This is a genomic window from Streptomyces albipurpureus, from assembly GCF_023701525.1.
Lineage (GTDB): Bacteria > Actinomycetota > Actinomycetes > Streptomycetales > Streptomycetaceae > Streptomyces > Streptomyces albipurpureus.
Window position 1 is genome coordinate 1 of record NZ_JAMQAW010000034.1, and the last position, 17,021, is coordinate 17,021.

The 17,021-nt window shown below is 68.2% G+C and carries 14 protein-coding genes and 1 pseudogene; 14 read left to right on the top strand and 1 reads right to left on the bottom strand.

The window, feature by feature from the left end:
• The 10 genes and pseudogenes from NBG84_RS26850 to rutA form a co-directional block, all read left to right on the top strand.
• Positions 1-543 (top strand): annotated as a pseudogene (locus NBG84_RS26850) (cupin domain-containing protein); the annotation flags it as partial.
• 211 nt (positions 544-754) lie between these two features.
• Positions 755-955: a hypothetical protein gene (locus NBG84_RS26855; RefSeq protein ID WP_250922194.1), complete on the top strand. Its 201-nt coding sequence runs from the start codon at positions 755-757 to the stop codon at positions 953-955.
• Between the two features lie 171 nt (positions 956-1,126).
• A complete protein-coding gene (locus NBG84_RS26860; protein WP_250922195.1) occupies positions 1,127-2,107 on the top strand; it encodes a hypothetical protein in 981 nt (326 codons plus the stop codon).
• Between the two features lie 368 nt (positions 2,108-2,475).
• Positions 2,476-3,489, top strand: a complete 1,014-nt coding sequence (locus NBG84_RS26865; protein ID WP_250922196.1) for an ABC transporter substrate-binding protein — start codon at positions 2,476-2,478, stop codon at positions 3,487-3,489.
• A 49-nt stretch (positions 3,490-3,538) separates the two neighbouring features.
• Positions 3,539-4,420: an ABC transporter permease gene (locus NBG84_RS41195; protein WP_250922197.1), complete on the top strand. Its 882-nt coding sequence runs from the start codon at positions 3,539-3,541 to the stop codon at positions 4,418-4,420.
• The gene (locus tag NBG84_RS26875) at positions 4,417-5,271 is read left to right on the top strand and encodes an ABC transporter permease (RefSeq protein ID WP_250922198.1); all 855 of its coding nucleotides are present in this window, start codon (positions 4,417-4,419) and stop codon (positions 5,269-5,271) included. Before NBG84_RS41195 ends, NBG84_RS26875 begins: the two co-directional genes overlap by 4 nt.
• Complete coding sequence (locus NBG84_RS26880) at positions 5,271-6,137, top strand: ABC transporter ATP-binding protein (RefSeq protein ID WP_250922199.1); 867 nt, start codon at positions 5,271-5,273, stop codon at positions 6,135-6,137. The genes NBG84_RS26875 and NBG84_RS26880 overlap by 1 nt, the downstream gene beginning before the upstream one ends.
• Entirely contained in the window at positions 6,134-7,060 is a 927-nt protein-coding gene (locus tag NBG84_RS26885; RefSeq protein WP_250922200.1) for a hypothetical protein, read from the top strand. The genes NBG84_RS26880 and NBG84_RS26885 overlap by 4 nt, the downstream gene beginning before the upstream one ends.
• A gap of 28 nt (positions 7,061-7,088) precedes the next feature.
• A complete protein-coding gene (locus tag NBG84_RS26890) occupies positions 7,089-8,303 on the top strand; it encodes a M24 family metallopeptidase (RefSeq protein WP_250922201.1) in 1,215 nt (404 codons plus the stop codon).
• A gap of 726 nt (positions 8,304-9,029) precedes the next feature.
• Entirely contained in the window at positions 9,030-10,112 is a 1,083-nt protein-coding gene (gene rutA / locus NBG84_RS26895) for a pyrimidine utilization protein A (RefSeq protein WP_250922202.1), read from the top strand.
• A 58-nt stretch (positions 10,113-10,170) separates the two neighbouring features.
• Here rutA and NBG84_RS26900 read toward each other — a convergent pair whose 3' ends face one another.
• Complete coding sequence (locus tag NBG84_RS26900) at positions 10,171-10,428, bottom strand: hypothetical protein (RefSeq protein ID WP_250922203.1); 258 nt, start codon at positions 10,426-10,428, stop codon at positions 10,171-10,173.
• 145 nt (positions 10,429-10,573) lie between these two features.
• On the opposite strand from NBG84_RS26900, the gene NBG84_RS26905 reads away from it, so the two are divergent.
• The 4 genes from NBG84_RS26905 to NBG84_RS26920 all read left to right on the top strand — a co-directional run bounded on the left by NBG84_RS26905 (position 10,574) and on the right by NBG84_RS26920 (position 17,019).
• Complete coding sequence (locus NBG84_RS26905; RefSeq protein ID WP_250922204.1) at positions 10,574-11,107, top strand: hypothetical protein; 534 nt, start codon at positions 10,574-10,576, stop codon at positions 11,105-11,107.
• A gap of 93 nt (positions 11,108-11,200) precedes the next feature.
• The gene (locus NBG84_RS26910) at positions 11,201-13,621 is read left to right on the top strand and encodes a tetratricopeptide repeat protein (RefSeq protein ID WP_250922205.1); all 2,421 of its coding nucleotides are present in this window, start codon (positions 11,201-11,203) and stop codon (positions 13,619-13,621) included.
• A 367-nt stretch (positions 13,622-13,988) separates the two neighbouring features.
• Complete coding sequence (locus tag NBG84_RS26915) at positions 13,989-14,312, top strand: nuclear transport factor 2-like protein (RefSeq protein ID WP_250922206.1); 324 nt, start codon at positions 13,989-13,991, stop codon at positions 14,310-14,312.
• 478 nt (positions 14,313-14,790) lie between these two features.
• Complete coding sequence (locus tag NBG84_RS26920; protein WP_250922207.1) at positions 14,791-17,019, top strand: CaiB/BaiF CoA transferase family protein; 2,229 nt, start codon at positions 14,791-14,793, stop codon at positions 17,017-17,019.
• Positions 17,020-17,021: the final 2 nt, after the last annotated feature.

Genomic DNA, 17,021 nt, shown 5'->3' on the forward strand with positions numbered 1-17,021 from the left:
TTCGTTCCGAGGGTGCAGGAGTTGGAGCTGAGGGAGTGGGCGGCGCGTGGTCCGGGGAGTTCGAATGTTCATCTGTCGATGGCTGATGGTACGACTCATGCCCATGTTTCGGAGATGCCTCCGGGTTCGTACAAGAACGGTCATCGGCATGGGCCTGACTTCCATATCTTCCCGATGTCCGGGAGTGGGTACTCGCTTTTCTGGTATGAGGGGGAGGAGGGGTTTCGGCGGTTCGACTGGAAGCATGGCAGTGTGTATGCGCCGGCTGACCAGATGTTCCATCAGCACTTCAATACCAGTGCTGGTCCCTCTCGTTATCTTGCCATTGCCTTCGGGAGTATCCGTTACCCGGTGACCCATGAACGGAAGGCGCATTTCGACGAGGTCGACAAGAGCGTCAGGAACGGCGGGTTGCAGATCTCCACCGAGAACGAGGACCCCCGCATCCTCACGATCTTCGCCGAAGAACTCAAGAAGCAGGGCATCCCCCTCGCACCCGAATTCGCACGCAGATGGGAGCAGACGCAGAAGAAGCCGCACTGACCCTTGCGCTGTCCTGGGTACCTGGGCAGCTCGCCCATGTCGCCAATTCCTCTCCCTGGAATGCCGACCAGTTGGAACCCCTCACCGTGGGGATCGACATCGGCTCGTCCACCTCGCACCTGATGTTCGCCCGGGTGCACCTGCCCGCCAGGTCCAGGACCTGTCCAGCAGATTCATCGTCGTCGAGCGTGCGGGGCCCTGGCGCTCGCCGGTGCTGTTCACTCCGTACCTGCCGGACGACACCGTCGACGCGGGAACGCTCGGCGACTTCGTCCGCGGCTGCTACGAACAGGCGGCATCGCGAGGTCCGCCGTCGACAGGCGGCGAACTGGTCCACCCCAGCAGGGTCGTCCCCCTGGTGATCAAGTCGCTGCTCTTCTCTGACGGCGAGCAGGCCGCTCCCGACCTCTGAACCGGCCGTCCGCTGCCCCAGGCCCAACGGAGGGCCCTGTGGCCGACAGCCCTAGGCCCTGACCGAAACCAGTCACCAATCCCGATGAGAGGACTTGACCCCGATGGATGATCGCCGAGGAACGGACAGAGCCGAGAACGGTGCGAGGACCCGGGCAGCGGGTGTACCACGATGACCCTTCTGCTGCGCAACGACGAGGTGTTGGAGCTGATGGACCTCCCGAAGGCGATGGAGGTCATTCGGGAGACGGCGAACGCCCAGGCCAAGGACGCGGTCGACGCCAAGGCCCCCATGATGCTCCCCATGGCCGACAGCGCGCTGAGGGTTGTTCTCGGAGCCGTCGGCGAGCCGAGGCGGGCCGGCGCTCGGGTGAATCCCGCGGGCCGGGGCAACGCCAAGACCGTGCCCGCCATCGCCACCGTCTACGACGAGCCGACGGGTGAACTGCTGGCGGTGATGTCCTATCCGTTCGGCACACTGCGCATCAGCGCGACGATGGCGCTGGCCACTCAGTTGCTCGCGCCCGCGGATGCCGACACGATCGGGGTCATCGGCAGCGGACACAACCTACGCGCGGTCCTCGCCGCCGTCGCACGGCAGCGACCGGTCTCCGAGATCCGGGTCTTCAGCCGTAACGCGGCAAGGCGCTCGGCGTTCGCCGAGGACGTCTCCGCACAGCTCGGCATCTCGGTCAGGGCTGTTGGATCGGCGGCCGTCGCGGTCGGCAACGCCCCCGTCGTGCTCGTCGGCACGTCGTCCCTCGAACCAGTCCTGCACGCCGATCTGATGAAGGAGAGGGGCTCGCTGCTGCTCAGCTACGGGCACCCGAACGAGATCGATCCATCGGTGCACAGCGCGAGCGACAAGATTGTTGTCGGCTCGAAGACCCATGAGCGGGGATGGGTCGACCCGTGGCTTCCCGATGATCGCGGGCACCCGCTACTGAGCCTCACCGAGACCGGCGATCTCCGTTGGGAGAGCGTCGCAGAGCTCGGCGACCTCACCTCAGGCAAGGTGCCAGGCCGGACATCGCAGGACGAACGGATCGTCTTCAAGGACTCCGAGGGCGGATTCTGGGATATCGCCCTCGCGTCCGCGATCTACGACAGTGCCCGTATGCGAGGTCTCGGCACCGACTTCACGTTCGCCTGATCCGAGGCGCACAGGGACATCCGCGACGGGGCAACGGCCAGGCCACCCGCGGCCACTGCGCATCTGGAGGGAAGCGACGCCGCTACCCGCGGTCACTCCAGGGGCCGAACCTCGACCGGTCCGCCCCAGGCCGCAGCGGCGATCGCCGCGCTCATCACGCTTCGCCCTGGTGACAACCGCTGCGCCGGTTAGCGGCCCCAAGCCGAGCCAGCGCACCCGCAAGCCAGCGCACCCGCAAGCCAGTCAGAAGAACCGGAAACTGACGATCGATGCATAACAATTCGTGAGCATCTGTCGTAGTGGTGTTAATTCCATAGCCCGCAGCACGTCGAAGCAGACGCTCTCGACAACGGTTGGAAGGACAAGACATGAATGTGTCACCCTCACCACGCGGTGCGGCCCTCACTCGTGCGTCGAAGACCGAGCGAACCCTCGTCTCGGCGATGGTCAGCGTGGCCCTGCTCGCCCTCAGCGCGTGCGGATCGGACGCGGATTCCGGCCAGGACAGACCAGGCAGCAAGCCGAAGGCGAAGTCGATGACCGTCGGCTACCTGCCGCTCGCCGACTATCTGCCGATTTTCGTCGCGGTCGAGGAGGGATACTTCGCCGCCGAGGGGCTGGACGTGAAAACCAAGCAGATGCCGCCGGGATCGCCCGTCGCGCCGACAGTGGGTGGCTCGTTCGACGTCGGGGGCATCCCGTGGTCGGCGTACCTGCTCGCCGCTGACGGCAAGGTCCCCCTGACCCCGATCATGGGGGCCACCAGCGGTGTCCCGACCTACGCCTCATTCGTCGTGCCGAAGTCTTCCACCATCAAGAAGCCGGCTGATCTCGTCGGCAAGACCGCGGCGGTGACCGGAGCCCCGGGCATGTGCAACATGCTGCTGGACACAACGCTGGAGAAGCAGGGCTTCAAACGGGACAAAGCCAACACCAAGTACGTACAACTCGCACCCGCTGAGATGAAGCACAGCCTCGACGACGGTGAGGTCGACGCCGCCTGTGTGCCGCAGCCGGTGCTCGGCGGGTTGCTGGCCTCGGGCGGCTACCGCATCGTTTTCGACGCGTTCTCCGGCCCGTTCGAGGGATTCCCCCTGGTCGGATACAACACCCGCACCGCGTACGCCAAGGCGAACCCCGACACGATCGCGGCGTTCCGCCGGGCTGTCGTCAAGGCCACCGAAACCATTGAGGCCAGACCCGAAGTGGTCACTCGCGTACTCCCCACCTACACGAGCTTCAAGGCCGAGCAGATCAAGAGCCTTGTGCTGCCCGACTTCACCCCCGACATCGATCAGAAGGACCTTGAGGAACTGGCGGGCATCATGCGCGACCTGGGTGTTGTGGACCATGAGATCTCCGTGCCGAAGATCGGCAACTGATGCACGGGCCATTCCACCGAGACGACCGAGCATCGAAATGGTGACGAGAGTGCCCGATACCAGTTCACACGGCGTCGCCACGGGGACCAGCACCCCCACCTCGGTGGCCGGGCCCGTCCGCCGGAACGTCGACCGGCAATCCGCGCGACAGAGGGCACGGAAGTCAATGCGCCCGGTCGTACGGGGAGCGGCCGGGGTGGCGATCTTCCTCGCGATCGCTCAGATCGCAACGTCAGTCGGATGGCTGGGGGACTCGTTCCCCACGATGCTCCAGATCCTCGACGCGGCCTACGGGTTGCTCCGAGACGGCGAGTTCGCCACTGCCATGGGCTGGACCATGGCGGCGTGGAGCCTCACCATGCTCCTGACGGTCCTGATCGCCGTCCCGCTCGGTATCGCCATCGGCTCCCTGCCGATCGTCGCCCGGGCCGTCGTGGTTCCGATCGAGATACTGAGGAACCTGCCGGCCGTGGCGCTCATCCCGATCTTCATGCTCGCGGCGGGGACCGAGACGAGGATGAAGGTCATCCTCGCGCTGCTGGCGGCTCTGTGGCCGACCCTGCTCAACACGCTGTACGGGACGAAGGACATCGATCCAGTCGGAGTCTCCACGGCGAAGAGCTTCCGTATGCCGCGCCGCGCCATCCTGCGCTGGGTGGTGATGCCCAGCATCGCCTCCTTCGTGTTCACCGGCATCCGCATCTCGGCCGGCCTGGCCCTGGTCGTCGTTGTCGGCGCCGAGTTGGTGGCCGGATCGCCCACGGGCATCGGCTCCTACATCCTCGGTGCCAGCCTGGTCGGCGATACGAGGCTGGTGCTCGGCGCATCCGTGCTCGCCGGAGTACTCGGAATCGCCATCAACCTGGTTCTGACCCTCGTCGAGAACAGGTTGTTCGCGTGGCGCCACGGAATGGACGGGGTATCGCGATGACGACCAGAACCCAAGAGGCCGGCCCAGCGGAATCGCTCGCGCCGGTGAAGCCTCCGACGTACGCCCGGGTGGCCGGGGTCGCACGCGACCTGGTCGTGCGCTGGGGCGTCCTGGTCGTAGCGGTGGTGGTCTGGCACCAGTTGGCCCGGTCCTCCACCTCCGGTTACTTCCCCGTGCCGACCGACATCCTGGATACCACCCGCACACTGTGGTTCTCCGGTCAACCGCCCTTTGTGACGGACCTGTTCACGGAGAACGTCGGCTCAAGTCTTGGCCGTCTCCTTCAGGGGTGGGCCCTCGCGGTCGTCATCGGGATCGCTGGTGGCGTGCTGATCGGCTCCTCCGCACTGGCCGCGGACATGGTCAGACCGCTGCTCGACTTCATGCGCTCGATCCCCAGCCCCGCAGTCCTTCCGGTGTTTCTCGTGCTGCTGGGAATCGGCGACAACATGCGTGTGTCCCTGATCGCCTTCGTGAGCCTGTGGCCGGTGCTCCTGAACACGGTGGAGGGCGTTCGGACCGTCGACCGGGTCAAGCTGGACACCGCGCGTGTGTTCGGCTTGGGCCGGGTGGCACGACTACGTCATGTCGTGTTCCCGGCCGCGAGTCCCAAGATCCTGGCCGGCATGCGGGTGGCACTCTCCTTGGGCCTGAACCTCATGGTCATCAGCGAACTGGTCGCCGCGAACAACGGCGTCGGCCACTTCGTAGACGCGTCTCAGGACTACTTCAGGATCGTCGACATGTGGTCGGGAATCATCATGATCGTCATCATCGGCATCCTGCTCAACCTGTCATTCATGGCGCTGGAGAAACGGCTGCTCCGCTGGCACATCGGAGAAAGGGCGTGATGAGAGTGCGCGAACCCAAGACTGTTCTCGAAGTGGAGGATCTCCACTATGAGTACCTTCCGGGAAAAGCGGCGATCGACTCGATCAGCTTCAAGATCGGTGAAGGAGAACTCGTCTCGATCGTGGGCCCGTCCGGCTGCGGCAAGACGACGCTGATGAAGTCCGTCGCGGGTCTGCTGCGTCCGACGAGCGGGACCGTGCGGATGCACGGAGTGGCCGTGTCCCAGGTCCCCGATGACCTGGCCATGGTGTTCCAGGAATACGAACGCTCGCTCTACCCCTGGCTGACGGTGGCCGAGAACGTCAAGCTGCCGCTGCGCTATGTGAAGGTCGACAAGGGCCAGCGCGCCAGGCGAGTGGAGAGAGCGCTGGCCGAAGTGGGCCTTTCGCGCGATCACGCCAAGTATCCCTGGCAGTTGTCAGGTGGGATGCAGCAGCGGGTGGCGATCGCACGCGCTCTTGCCTATCGGCCGAGTCTGCTGCTGATGGACGAGCCGTTCGCCTCCGTCGACGCGCAGACGCGCGCCGAACTCGAAGACCTCGTCGCCGCCGTGCAACGCAACCACGGGGTGACCATCATGCTCATCACCCATGACATCGACGAGGCCGTCTACCTCGGCGATCGCGTGATCGTCCTGACCGGCTCACCGAGCCGGACCATGCGGGAGATCGACGTCGATCTCCCTTCCGAGCGCGACCAGATCGAGACCAAGGCGAGCAGGGAGTTCGTCGCCCTGCGTTCGGAGGTCGCGCACTTGATCCGGCGGGCAACGCGAGGGACAACCGAGACCGTGGAGCCGCCCCCGGAGGGCGCCGCAGCCCCGGAGCCGACCGCGAAGCCGCGCCAGGAACGGATACTGCCGTGACCCCGAAGCGCAACGACCACTCAGGGCCGAGCCGGCCCGTGGCCGACCCGACCCCCCTTGGCCATCGGGTGGTCCAGGTCATCGCGCGGACCGTGGCCGGGCGGGTGTTCGCCATGGACTCGCTGCTCTACGTCAAAGACCCCTCGATCGGTCATGACGACGTGGTGATCGCGGCGTCCTACTGCGGGGCCGGTACGGTCGCGCACGCGCTCTCCAAGGGCGTCAAAGGTGTGATCGCCCATGACGCCGGTGTGGGCAAGGAGGCAGCGGGAATCGCGGGTCTTCCCCTCGCCGATCGCTACGGGGTGCCCGCCGCGGCCGTCGCGGGGGAGACCGGGGGAGTCTCCAACGGGTTGTCCCTGGCCGCGGGGGAGATCGGAAGTGTCAACGCGGCGGCGGCGGCCCTGGGCGTGCGGCCAGGGCAACCAGCGCTACGGGCGGCACAGCTGATGTTGGCGGCCGAGCGCGGACAGGCCCGTGAGATCGACATCGACCTGGACAACACCATCCACGAGATCGTTGGCACCCGCGGTCACCGAATCCTCGTCGTGCGCACCCTGACCTCCCTGCCCAAGGACCAGGACTTCAGCTCGGACGTGGTGGTGACCGGTGTGCACTCGGGCGGCACGAAGGCGGCCCTGCTCAAGACCTGGCCGGTGCGGGGCTGGATAGCCAACGACGCGGGCATGGCCAAGAACCGGTCCGGGATCGCCGGCTTGCGGGACAGCGACGAGATCGGCGTCGCAGCGGCGTCTGTCTCCTGCTTCAGCGCTCGCATCGACGATGCGATGAGCACGTATCACGAAGGGTTCGTCTCCGCCGCCAACGAAACGGCGCGTGCGATGGGCGTGACCATCGGCATGAGTGCCGCGTCGGCCGCCGGATTCATGGCCGGGCTCAGAGACCTTTCGGCCGGTCAGTAAACCAACGTTCAACCGAACTGAGGACGTCATGAGTACAACTGCCAGGACCAACCTCCCGAACAACACGCTGTCCCTCGCGGAGCGCGACCGTCGTCATGCACTGGTCCGCAAGTATCTGCGGGCCGCAGGCGCCGAAGCGATCATCGCCAGCGGGCACAACGCGTTCTATCTCACCAACGGGATCCCGGGTGAGAACTACGCCGTGCTGACAGCCAACGAGGCGCCGGTGACGTGCTTCGTCAACGGTCGGCACATCATCGACATCCCGGTTGCGTACCTCCTGGACGCTCAGGAGTGGATCGAGGACATCCGCCCTGCCAGCGACCACATTCACTCCCCGCGACAGGTGGGCGACACCTCGGAGATCGTCGCCCGCATCAGGGAGCTGGGGCTTGCGAAGGGAGCGAGGGTCGGTGTCGACTCCGGACTGAACCACCTGGTCGTCGAACAGCTCACGGCGGCCATGCCGGACGTGGAGCTCATCCAACTCGCCGATGTCTTCGCCAGCGCTCGCACAGTGAAGAGCGCCGAAGAACTGGCCATCATCGAAGAGGCCTGCCGCATCTGGGACAGCGCCGTGCAGACGATCCGCGGATTCGTGCGGCCGGGGATGCCGGGCGCGCAGGTCGTCCAGGAAGGCATCCGCGCCATGTGGGCCGAAGGCGCCGATGTGGACACGAGGTTCTATCTGTCGTTCGGCAAGCACGCCTCGCAGAACCCGGCGGTCGCCGAGTTGTGCCTGTCCCGTCCGATCGAAGCGGGCGACATGCTCACACTGACGTCAATGGCCCGCTACCGCGGCTACATCGGCCACACCGATCAGCAGATCTCGATGGGTGAGCCCAGCCGACTGCACGCCGACATGTTCGCTTCCATCCTGGAAGTCCGCAGGCATGTGCTGAGTCACGTCAAGCCGGGCGTACTGCACTCGGATCTGGCCGTGGCCTACCGCGAAGCGGCTGAGCAGACCCCGTTCAAGTTCTCCAAGCACTCCCAGATCCATCAGTTCGGCATGGACGCTCCCGAGTACCCGGGCGGCAGCCACCGAATCCAGCAGGAGTTCGTGCCAGGCCGGGAGGAGCAGCCGGACTTCGTCCTCGCACCCGGGATGGTCTACTCGATCTCGCCGACCCTCATCTCTCAGGACGACAGGGATGTGCTCCTCGGCGGCACGGACCTGACGGTCACCGAATCCGGGTACCGAGAGCTCCAGGCCGTTCCCGTCCAACTGCTCGTTGCCTGATCGGAGGGCCCCAGAGCTGGAATCCGGTGTGGCGGTCCGGTCCCCGTGGAGATGGCTCGGTGGCGTCAGCCGTACGCCGCTGCACATGGCGAGGAACTCGCCCTGGAGACCGCTGGGATGGACCTTGTCCGCGCGGCCGTCCGCCTCGGGGGCGGTGTCGGGGTCGGTGTCGGGGTCGGTGCCGGTGTCGGTGTCGGCGAGGACGGCGTCAAACCCCTACCGTACGGGGTGGGCCCGGCGGAAGTCCGCCGGGCCCGAAGCCGTGTTCCTGAACCCTGGGGCAGGTCCGGGGCGGGGAGGGATATGTCTGTCGAAGCCCGAGACCATGCCGCATGGGAAGACGGAGGGCTGCCAAAGCCGGTGTCGCCGCCAGCCCCTTCCCGCTCTCGTCGCAGGCCGCGCAGTTCCTGAGGGGGCTCGCGTTCGACATGGTGGCTCTACGTCTGCAACAGGATCGCCGAAGACCCCCAACGCCTGCTCCAGGCACGCATCGACGCCGCTTCCCAGAACCCATCCCTGCCACCCGCCGCGCCCTCGCCCGTTCCGCGGTTCCGCTTCCCGGTACCACGGTCGGGCAGTCACCGCGCGGGTCGGCCGGCGGATGAGAGCGAAGCCGCGGCCGTTTGTACCGTCCGGTGCCGCGGGCAGAATTGCCCGTGGTACAGGGATGGCGGTAGAGGCGGGAAACAGTCCCCGGGTTGCCTGCCCTGACGACTGAGGAGCGGCATGGACATCGGGGTCTTCCTCCCCATCGGCAACAACGGCTGGCTCATCTCGAAGAGTTCTCCGCAGTACATGCCGACCTTCGAACTGAACAAGACCATCGTGCAGCGGGCCGAAGTGTACGGACTGGACTTCGCGTTATCGATGATCAAGCTCAGGGGATTCGGCGGCGAGACGGAATTCTGGGATCACTGCCTTGAGTCGTTCACTCTGACGGCGGCACTGGCTGCCGTGACCGAGCGGATCAGGCTGTACGCCTCCGCACCCGTTCTCGCCCTTCCCCCGGCGATCGCCGCCCGGATGGCGGTGACCATCGACTCGATCGCCCCCGGCCGGGCCGGCGTCAACATCGTCACCGGCTGGGCGCCCGCCGAATACGCCCAGATGGGCCTCTGGCCCGGCGACGAACACTTCGCCAACCGCTACACGCGGGCTGCCGAGTACGTCACCGTGCTGCGGCAGTTGTGGGGTGAGGGCACCAGTGATCTGCGGGGCGAGTTCTACACAATGGACGGCTGCGTGCTGTCGCCGCGCCCGGCGAACGGGCACATCGACATCCTCGCCGCGGGGCAGAGCGGCACGGGAATGAGGTTCGCCGCCGAGTACGCCGACGGGAACTTCATCCTGGGCAGCGGGGTCAACACTCCGCTCGCACTCTCCGACGCCACCGCCACGCTCGCCGAACAAGCGCGTACGAGCGGCCGCGACGTCGGCGCACTCGCGCTGTTCATGGTCATCGCGGACGAGACGGACCGGGCCGCGCAGGCGAAGTGGAAGGACTACCACGACAACGCCGACCTCGCCGCGCTGGGGTATTTGACGGCACAGACGGCGACGGACCAGGGCGCCGACGATTCCTCGACCGCGAAGACCGTAGCGCTGCCCGAGGGCGCGGTGAACCTCAACATGGGAACGCTCGTCGGGTCCTACGAGACCGTCGCGCGGATGCTCGACCAGATCAGTGAGGTCCACGGCGTCAAAGGGATCATTCTGGTGTTCGACGAGTTCCTCGAAGGCATGGAGAACTTCGGCACACGCATTCAGCCGCTCATGAAGTCCCGTACCTCCGTATCGGCGAAATCGTAGAAGAGCACGAGTTTCCTTCGCGCGGGCCCGTGTGCTCTGAGGTTGCCGGGGGCGGTCGCTACCGGGTCAGCCGGACGGGAGTCCGGAAGTCAGGGCGGACAGTTGAGCAGGAGACGCTGCCCGTGCCGCCCCGGTAGGTGGTGGCGAGCGCGTCCTGCTGGTCGGCGGGGAGCGGACGGGGCGGACCGTCCGGCCCGGCCCGGGCCGCGGGTACGCCGGTCCGTTCGCGTGGGAAGGCGCCCCGGGCGAGGGGAGGTTGGGGCTGGGGAACCGTGCGGGCGGCCCGGGGCGTTACCTGTTGTGCCGGTCCTGTCACGGCATGTTGTGGCGCGTGGTGTGGGAGTGGCGGTTGGCGATTGTCGCCGTACCGCCGGTCTCGGTGGTCCGCCGCGGGGGCTGGGATGGGTTGGTGTGTCCGGGCAGGGCCCGGGCATGGGAGCGGAGAGTCGGGAGTAGGGGTTATGGCGGGTGAACTGCTGGGTCAGGCGTTGCCGGCGCTGGCTGCGGCCGGTGGTGCGGCGGTGGTGCAGGCCGCGGGCACCGATGTGTGGACTGCCTTTCGGGCCAGGGTTGCCCGGCTGTTCGGGCGGGGGGACACCGCCCGGGAGAGCGCCGAACTGGAGCGCCTCGACCGGACTCACGACGCCCTGGCCCCTGGCGGGCCGGGGGAGGGCGCGGTGAGGGATCGGATGGTTCAGGAGGGGGTGTGGCAGGCCCGGTTCGAAACACTGCTCGAAGACCTGGACGACACCGACCGGGAGCGGGTGGCCGGGGAGTTGCAGGCCTTGATCGTGCTGGCGGCCTCGGTCCCGGGCGGTGTTGTGGCGGCCGGGACCGGGAAGGCCACGGCCCGGGACGGCGGTACGGCCACCACCGGCATCCACCAGACCGGCGGCAGTAGCGGGGGCGGGGGGCCGGTGATCGCGGTGAACACCGGCGAGGCCGAGGCCACCGGCACCGGCTCGTCGGCGACCTCGGGCATCGTCAAGTCCTGAGCGCCGCCGTCGGCGCCGGCCTTCACGCTGGCGCCGACGGCGGAAGTCCTGGTCGGTGGCATCTACGGGAAGCGGCGGTCCCCGGGGGCGGGCATGGACGAAACAGAACACCACCGCGCTGCGGAGGCGGGTGGCGAGGAACTGTCCGGTGGGCCGGCTGCGGCGGCTCCTCCCTGGCAGACCGTCATCAACAGCGGCCCCGCGACCGCGACCGGCGGCGGGACAGCGGTCAGCGGCATCTACAACGACCACTCCACCACCATCCTGCCGCCGGACGCCCTGACGGCCGCGGCGCAGACGGAAGCGCCCGCGGGGCTGGACAACCTGCCGTTCCTCACCGGCAATTTCGTGGGCCGTGCCGCGGACCTGGACCGCCTTGACACCGCACTCGCCGCGCCCGGAGCAGTGCTCGTACAGGCCGTGAGCGGGCTCGGGGGCATCGGCAAGAGCACGCTGGCCGCCGAGTGGGCCGCGACTCGCGCTCACGGTCGTCGGCCGGTGCGGTGGATCACCGCTGACAGCCCCGCCGCCGTCCAGCAGGGCCTGGTCCAGCTCGCCACCGCCCTGCGGCCCGCCCTCGGCAAGGCGCTGACCGTGGAGGCCCATGCCGAGTTCGCGCTTCAGTGGCTCGCGACCCACACCGGTTGGCTGATCGTGCTCGACAATGTCAGCGACCCCGGCGACATCGCCCCTCTGATCAACCGGGCGCCGGGCGGCCGGTTCCTGATCACCAGCCGTCTCGCCAACCCCTGGACCGACCCGACGACCCTGGTCCGCCTCGGCATCCTCACCCCGTCGGAGTCCCTCGATCTGCTCACCCTCATCGTCACCGGCCGAGGGCGCCGGGATCTGGAGGGTGCGGCCGAGCTCTGCGAGGAACTCGGGCATCTGCCGCTCGCGGTGGAACAGGCCGCCGCCTACATCGCCGAGGCCGGCATCACCCCCCGCGCCTATCTGGGCCTGCTGACGGAGTATCCGGCCGACATGTTCCGCGACGGCGAAGAGGGGCGGGCGCCGGAGCGGACGGTGGCCCGGATCTGGCACCTCACCCTCGACCGGCTCACCACCACACCCCACGCGGGCCGCCTGCTGCGCACCCTCGCCTGGTACGCGCCCAACAACATCCCCCGTACGCTCCTGACCTCGCTCGGCACGCCCCCCGAGGTCACCGGCGCGGTCCGGCGCCTGGTCGCGTACAGCATGATCACCGCCACTCCGGACACGGTGTCCGTCCACCGTCTGGTCCAGGCCGTCGCCCGCACCCCCGATCCGGACGACCCTCACCGCGGGGCCGACGACATCGACACCGCCCGCGACACCGCCACCACCAGCCTGTACACCGCAATCCCGGACACCTGCGACGACCCGGCCCACTGGCCTGCCTGGCGCACCCTGATCCCCCACCTCGACACCCTCGCCGACCGCCTTCCGCCCGATACCGGCACCGACACCCTCGCCCGACTCCTCGGCGAGGCGGGACTGTTCCTTCACGGGCAGGGGCTCCTCACCCGCGCCACCAAACACCTCAAGCGCGCCCTCACCGACCGGGAACGGGCCCTGGGGCCCGACCACCCCGAGACCCTCAACGCGCGCAACAACCTGGCCTACGCCTATGAGTCGGCGGGGAACCTCGGCCAGGCGATCCCCCTGCATGAGCGGAACCTCGCCGACTTCCAGCGGGTCCTGGGCCCTGACCACCCCGACACCCTCGCCGGTCGCAACAACCTGGCCTACGCCTATGAGTCGGCGGGCAGTCTGGGCCAGGCGATCGCCCTCTACGAACAGAACCTCGCCGACTCCCAGCGGGTCTTCGGCCCTGACCACGCCCACACCTTCACCGCGCGCAACAACCTCGCCAGTGCCTACCAGTCGGTCGGGAACCTCGACCTGGCCACCCCCCTGCACGAACAGACCCTGACCGCCCGGGAGCGGGTCCTGGGCCCCGACCACTCCGACACCCTCAGCTCACGCAACAACCTCGCCTACGCTCATCAGGTGGCGGGGAACCTCGGCGAGGCGATCCCCCTGCATGAGCGGAACCTCGCCGCCCGGGAGCGGGTCCTGGGCCCCGACCATCCCCACACCCTCAACTCACGCAACAACCTCGCCAGTGCCTACCAGTCGGTGGGAAACCTGGACCGGGCCGTCACCCTGCATGAGCGGAACCTCGCCGACTTCCAGCGGGTCCTGGGTGCCGACCACCCGGACACCCTCACCGCACGCAACAACCTCGCCTACGCCCACCAGTCAGCGGGGAACCTCGGCCAGGCGATCCCCCTGCATAAGCGGAACCTCGCCGCCCGGGAGCGGGTCCTGGGCCCCGACCACCCCCACACCCTCAACTCACGGCACAACCTTGCCGGCGCCTATGCGGCGGCGGGGGAGCTCGGCCAGGCCATCCGGTTCTACGAACAGAACCTCGCCGACTCCCAGCGGGTCCTGGGCCCTGACCACCCCGACACCCTCACCGCACGGGAAGCCCTGGCCTGGGTGTACGAACAGCAGCGGAAGTAGGAGATGTCAGGGGCCGGAGCCGGAGCCGCCGTTGCGGGAGCCCGGGTTTGGCGCGGATGCGCCCTTGTCCGGGCGGCGGTTGTACGGGGCGCCATGGGCAGGACGTCAACCGTGCTCGGACCGGTTTCCGCCGGCGTCGCGGGCCCCGGTCGCCCCCTCGGTTCCTCGCCCACTACGGGGTGGGGATGAGCTTCGGGTCGCTCCGGTTCCGCGGTTGCCTTCCGACCGGAGTGCGTGACCGGATCTCGGCCATGGTCGTTGGGCCGGGTGTTCATGTGCACGAGGCAGCCCTGGCGAGCCCTGGCCCATGGCGGGGCGCGGCTCCACCACCTGCCCGACCGCATTCCCAACAGCCACGGAGACAGCAATGACCATCCCCCTTGACGGGTTGACCCAACCCGCGGTGCGCGCGTTCGTCGGCGCGCTGAACGCTGGAGACCGACAGGCGTTCGCCGAGTCCCTGGCACCGGGCGCCACGATGTCCGACGACGGCAGCGACCGTGACCTCGTCGACTGGACCGAGAAGGAGATCTTCAGCTCCGGCGGCCACATGGATGTCGAGACCCAGACCTCCGATGGCCTCGGCCTCGTCGCGAACTTCCGCAATGACACCTGGGGCGAGATGCGAACGGCGTGGCGGTTCACCACGGACGAGGGCAAGGTGACGCGCTTCGAGACCGGCCAAGCCTGAGATCTCGTCCTGACCGCCCCGAAGCGATCGGGTGTCCCGGCAGCCGGCGCCGGCGCACCCGACCACTCCTCTTGTCGGCCCGGTACGGGCTCTGCCCTCCCGGTGCTCTGGAACCACACTCCACTTCCCCTGCCTGTCGCCCAACGGCGGAGTGCCCCTGACGGGCTGATCGCCGAGGCGGCCAAAGGCAGTGGGGCTGCTCTGAGGCCTTCGGGCAGGAGTTCAGCAAGGCCTCGGTCGCTCGGGCGCCGGCCTCGGAGCGACGCCCCCGCCGCCTTGGACGCAAGCGCCTGGCCGAGCCCGGCGATCGCAAGCCGCCCAGCGGCTTCCTGATGGCTGTCGGCGGCTTGCCGTGGGAGCCCTCCCACCACTCCATGGGGCATTCGCCGTGTTTTCCCTAGACGAGCCCCTGTTTCGTGCCGTAACCTCACCGCAACGCGCACTCAATGTGCGCACTGCGCACATTGAGGTGTGAAGCATGGTTGAGGCTCAAGAGAATCCCGGGCTCCTGAGGCATGTCGTCGTGGTGGAGACCGGTGCCCGTACCGCCGTCGCAGCGTGCGGGGGACTACTCGCACAGCTCGGCGCGGAGGTCGTGCTCATAGAACCGGCACACCCACGGGCAGACCACAAGTGGACGGACAGAGCGGCGACGGCGGCCGGTAAGCGGAGTGTGGTCATCGATCACAGGACTCCCGAGGGCCGAGAGATCTACGCGGAGTTGATGCGTACCGCGGACGTCGTTCTGCGCTCCAGCGACCTCGACGGCGAAACCGGGCGCGAGTGCTACGACGAACCTCACCGCCATGGCGGTGAGGAGGACGCGGACGTGTCGACGGCAACGCGGCCCGGGCATTCCGCGCGACAGATCTCCTGCGACATCACCGCTTTCGGGCACAACGGGCCACTCGCTGGAGTCGGCGGTTCCGAGGCGCTGGTCGAGGCGGTCACCGGAGTCGCCGAGACCACCGGGCGACGGGACGGGCCGCCCGTACTCCTCGGCGTTCCGCTCCTGGAGATGGAGGCGGCGGTCTACGCCGCCTCGGCCGTCATCGCCGCACTGCGCGCCCGCAGGCTGCACGGATTCGGCCAACGCCTCGACATCGCCCTGTACGACGTCGCGGTGAACGCGCTCGCGGCGTTCCTCCCACTGCCCCTCACCGGGCGGGTGGCGACCCGCAACGGCAACCGGCACCCCACGCTGTCGCCATGGAACTCCTACTCCGCCCGTGATGGCTGGGTGGTGATCTGCGCACCGACGGACGAACAGTGGGGTCGGCTCTGCGGGGTGATGGCCCGTCCGGAGCTCATCCACGACCCCCTGTTCGCAACGACCACCCAGCGGATGGAGAACGTCGACGCCATTGACACGGCGGTCGGTGCCTGGACCGTCTCCCGCTCGGTCCAGGAGTGTGTCGACGCACTCACCGAGGCGGTCATCCCCAGCGGCCCGGTGGTTCCCCTGGCAGAGCTGGCGGACGAACCCAACCTGCGGCACCGCTCGATGGTGCGGACCGCGCACGACCCCGGGGCCGACCGCCCGGTCCTGCTGCCGGGATGCCCGGTGCGGTGGAGGGCGGACACACCGCCCCCGCGGGTCCCGGCACGCGATGGGGACCGGGAACACATCAGGAACCTCGTGGTGAATCCCGACGCCGCGCCCGGCCAGCAGCAGCCCGCGCAGACTCCATGGGCGCGCCCAGCGGGTCCAGACGACCTCGCAGGCTCCACGCCCCCTGGGCCCTCGGCCCCGGCGCGACCGCTCGACGGCATCCGGGTGATCGAGATCGGAATGAACACGGTCGGACCCCTCGCGGGCAAGCAACTGGGCGCACTCGGCGCCGACGTCATCAAGGTGGAACCACCCCGAGGGGACTCCAACCGCCACAACGCCCCCTTGCGCCCGGACGGCCAGTCGTATGTGTTCGCTCTGCTCAACACGGACAAGAGGGGGCTGGTCCTCGATCTGCGCGATGAGCACGACCGTCAGTCGCTCTGGGACCTCCTCGCGTCCGCCGACGTCCTCATCGAGAATCTGAAACCGGGCTCACTGGCGCGGCTCGGCTACGGGCCGCAGCAGGTGCGAGCCAGCCTGCCGCACCTCGTCTACTGCTCGATCAACGGCTTCGGCCACCATACGGTCTACCCCGGGCGGCCCGCCCTGGACACCGTGGTGCAGGCGATGTCGGGTCTGATGAGCACGACCGTGGTGGAGGGGGTGCCCACCAAGGCCGGGATATCCGCATCCGACCAACTCGGCGGGCTGTTCGGAATGCTCGGTGTGCTGGCCGCCATCGAAGACCGTGAGACGCACGGCGGGCCGGGGGCCACCCTGGACCTGGCCATGCAGGACTGCACGGCATGGGCAACACACCGAAGTTGGAACACACCGGCCACCTCAGGGTCCCTGATCGTGGCCGGCGAGGCCGGGGCGGTCCTTGACGAGGGCGGCCGACACACGCCGATCGCCACGGTCGATGAGGTCCTCGCCCAGCAACAGACCACCGCACGGAACCTGATCATCGAACGCCCGACATCCGACGGCGACCACTGGACCGTGCTCGGCTCCCCACTCCGGTTGGAATCCACACCCGCCGAGGTCCGAACGGTGATGCCCAGGCTCGGATTCCCCGACCCCGGCCTACTCGCCGAGTTCGGCCCGCGAGCCGGTTCCGCCTCCAACAGCCCCGCGGGAAGGGGACGCTGACC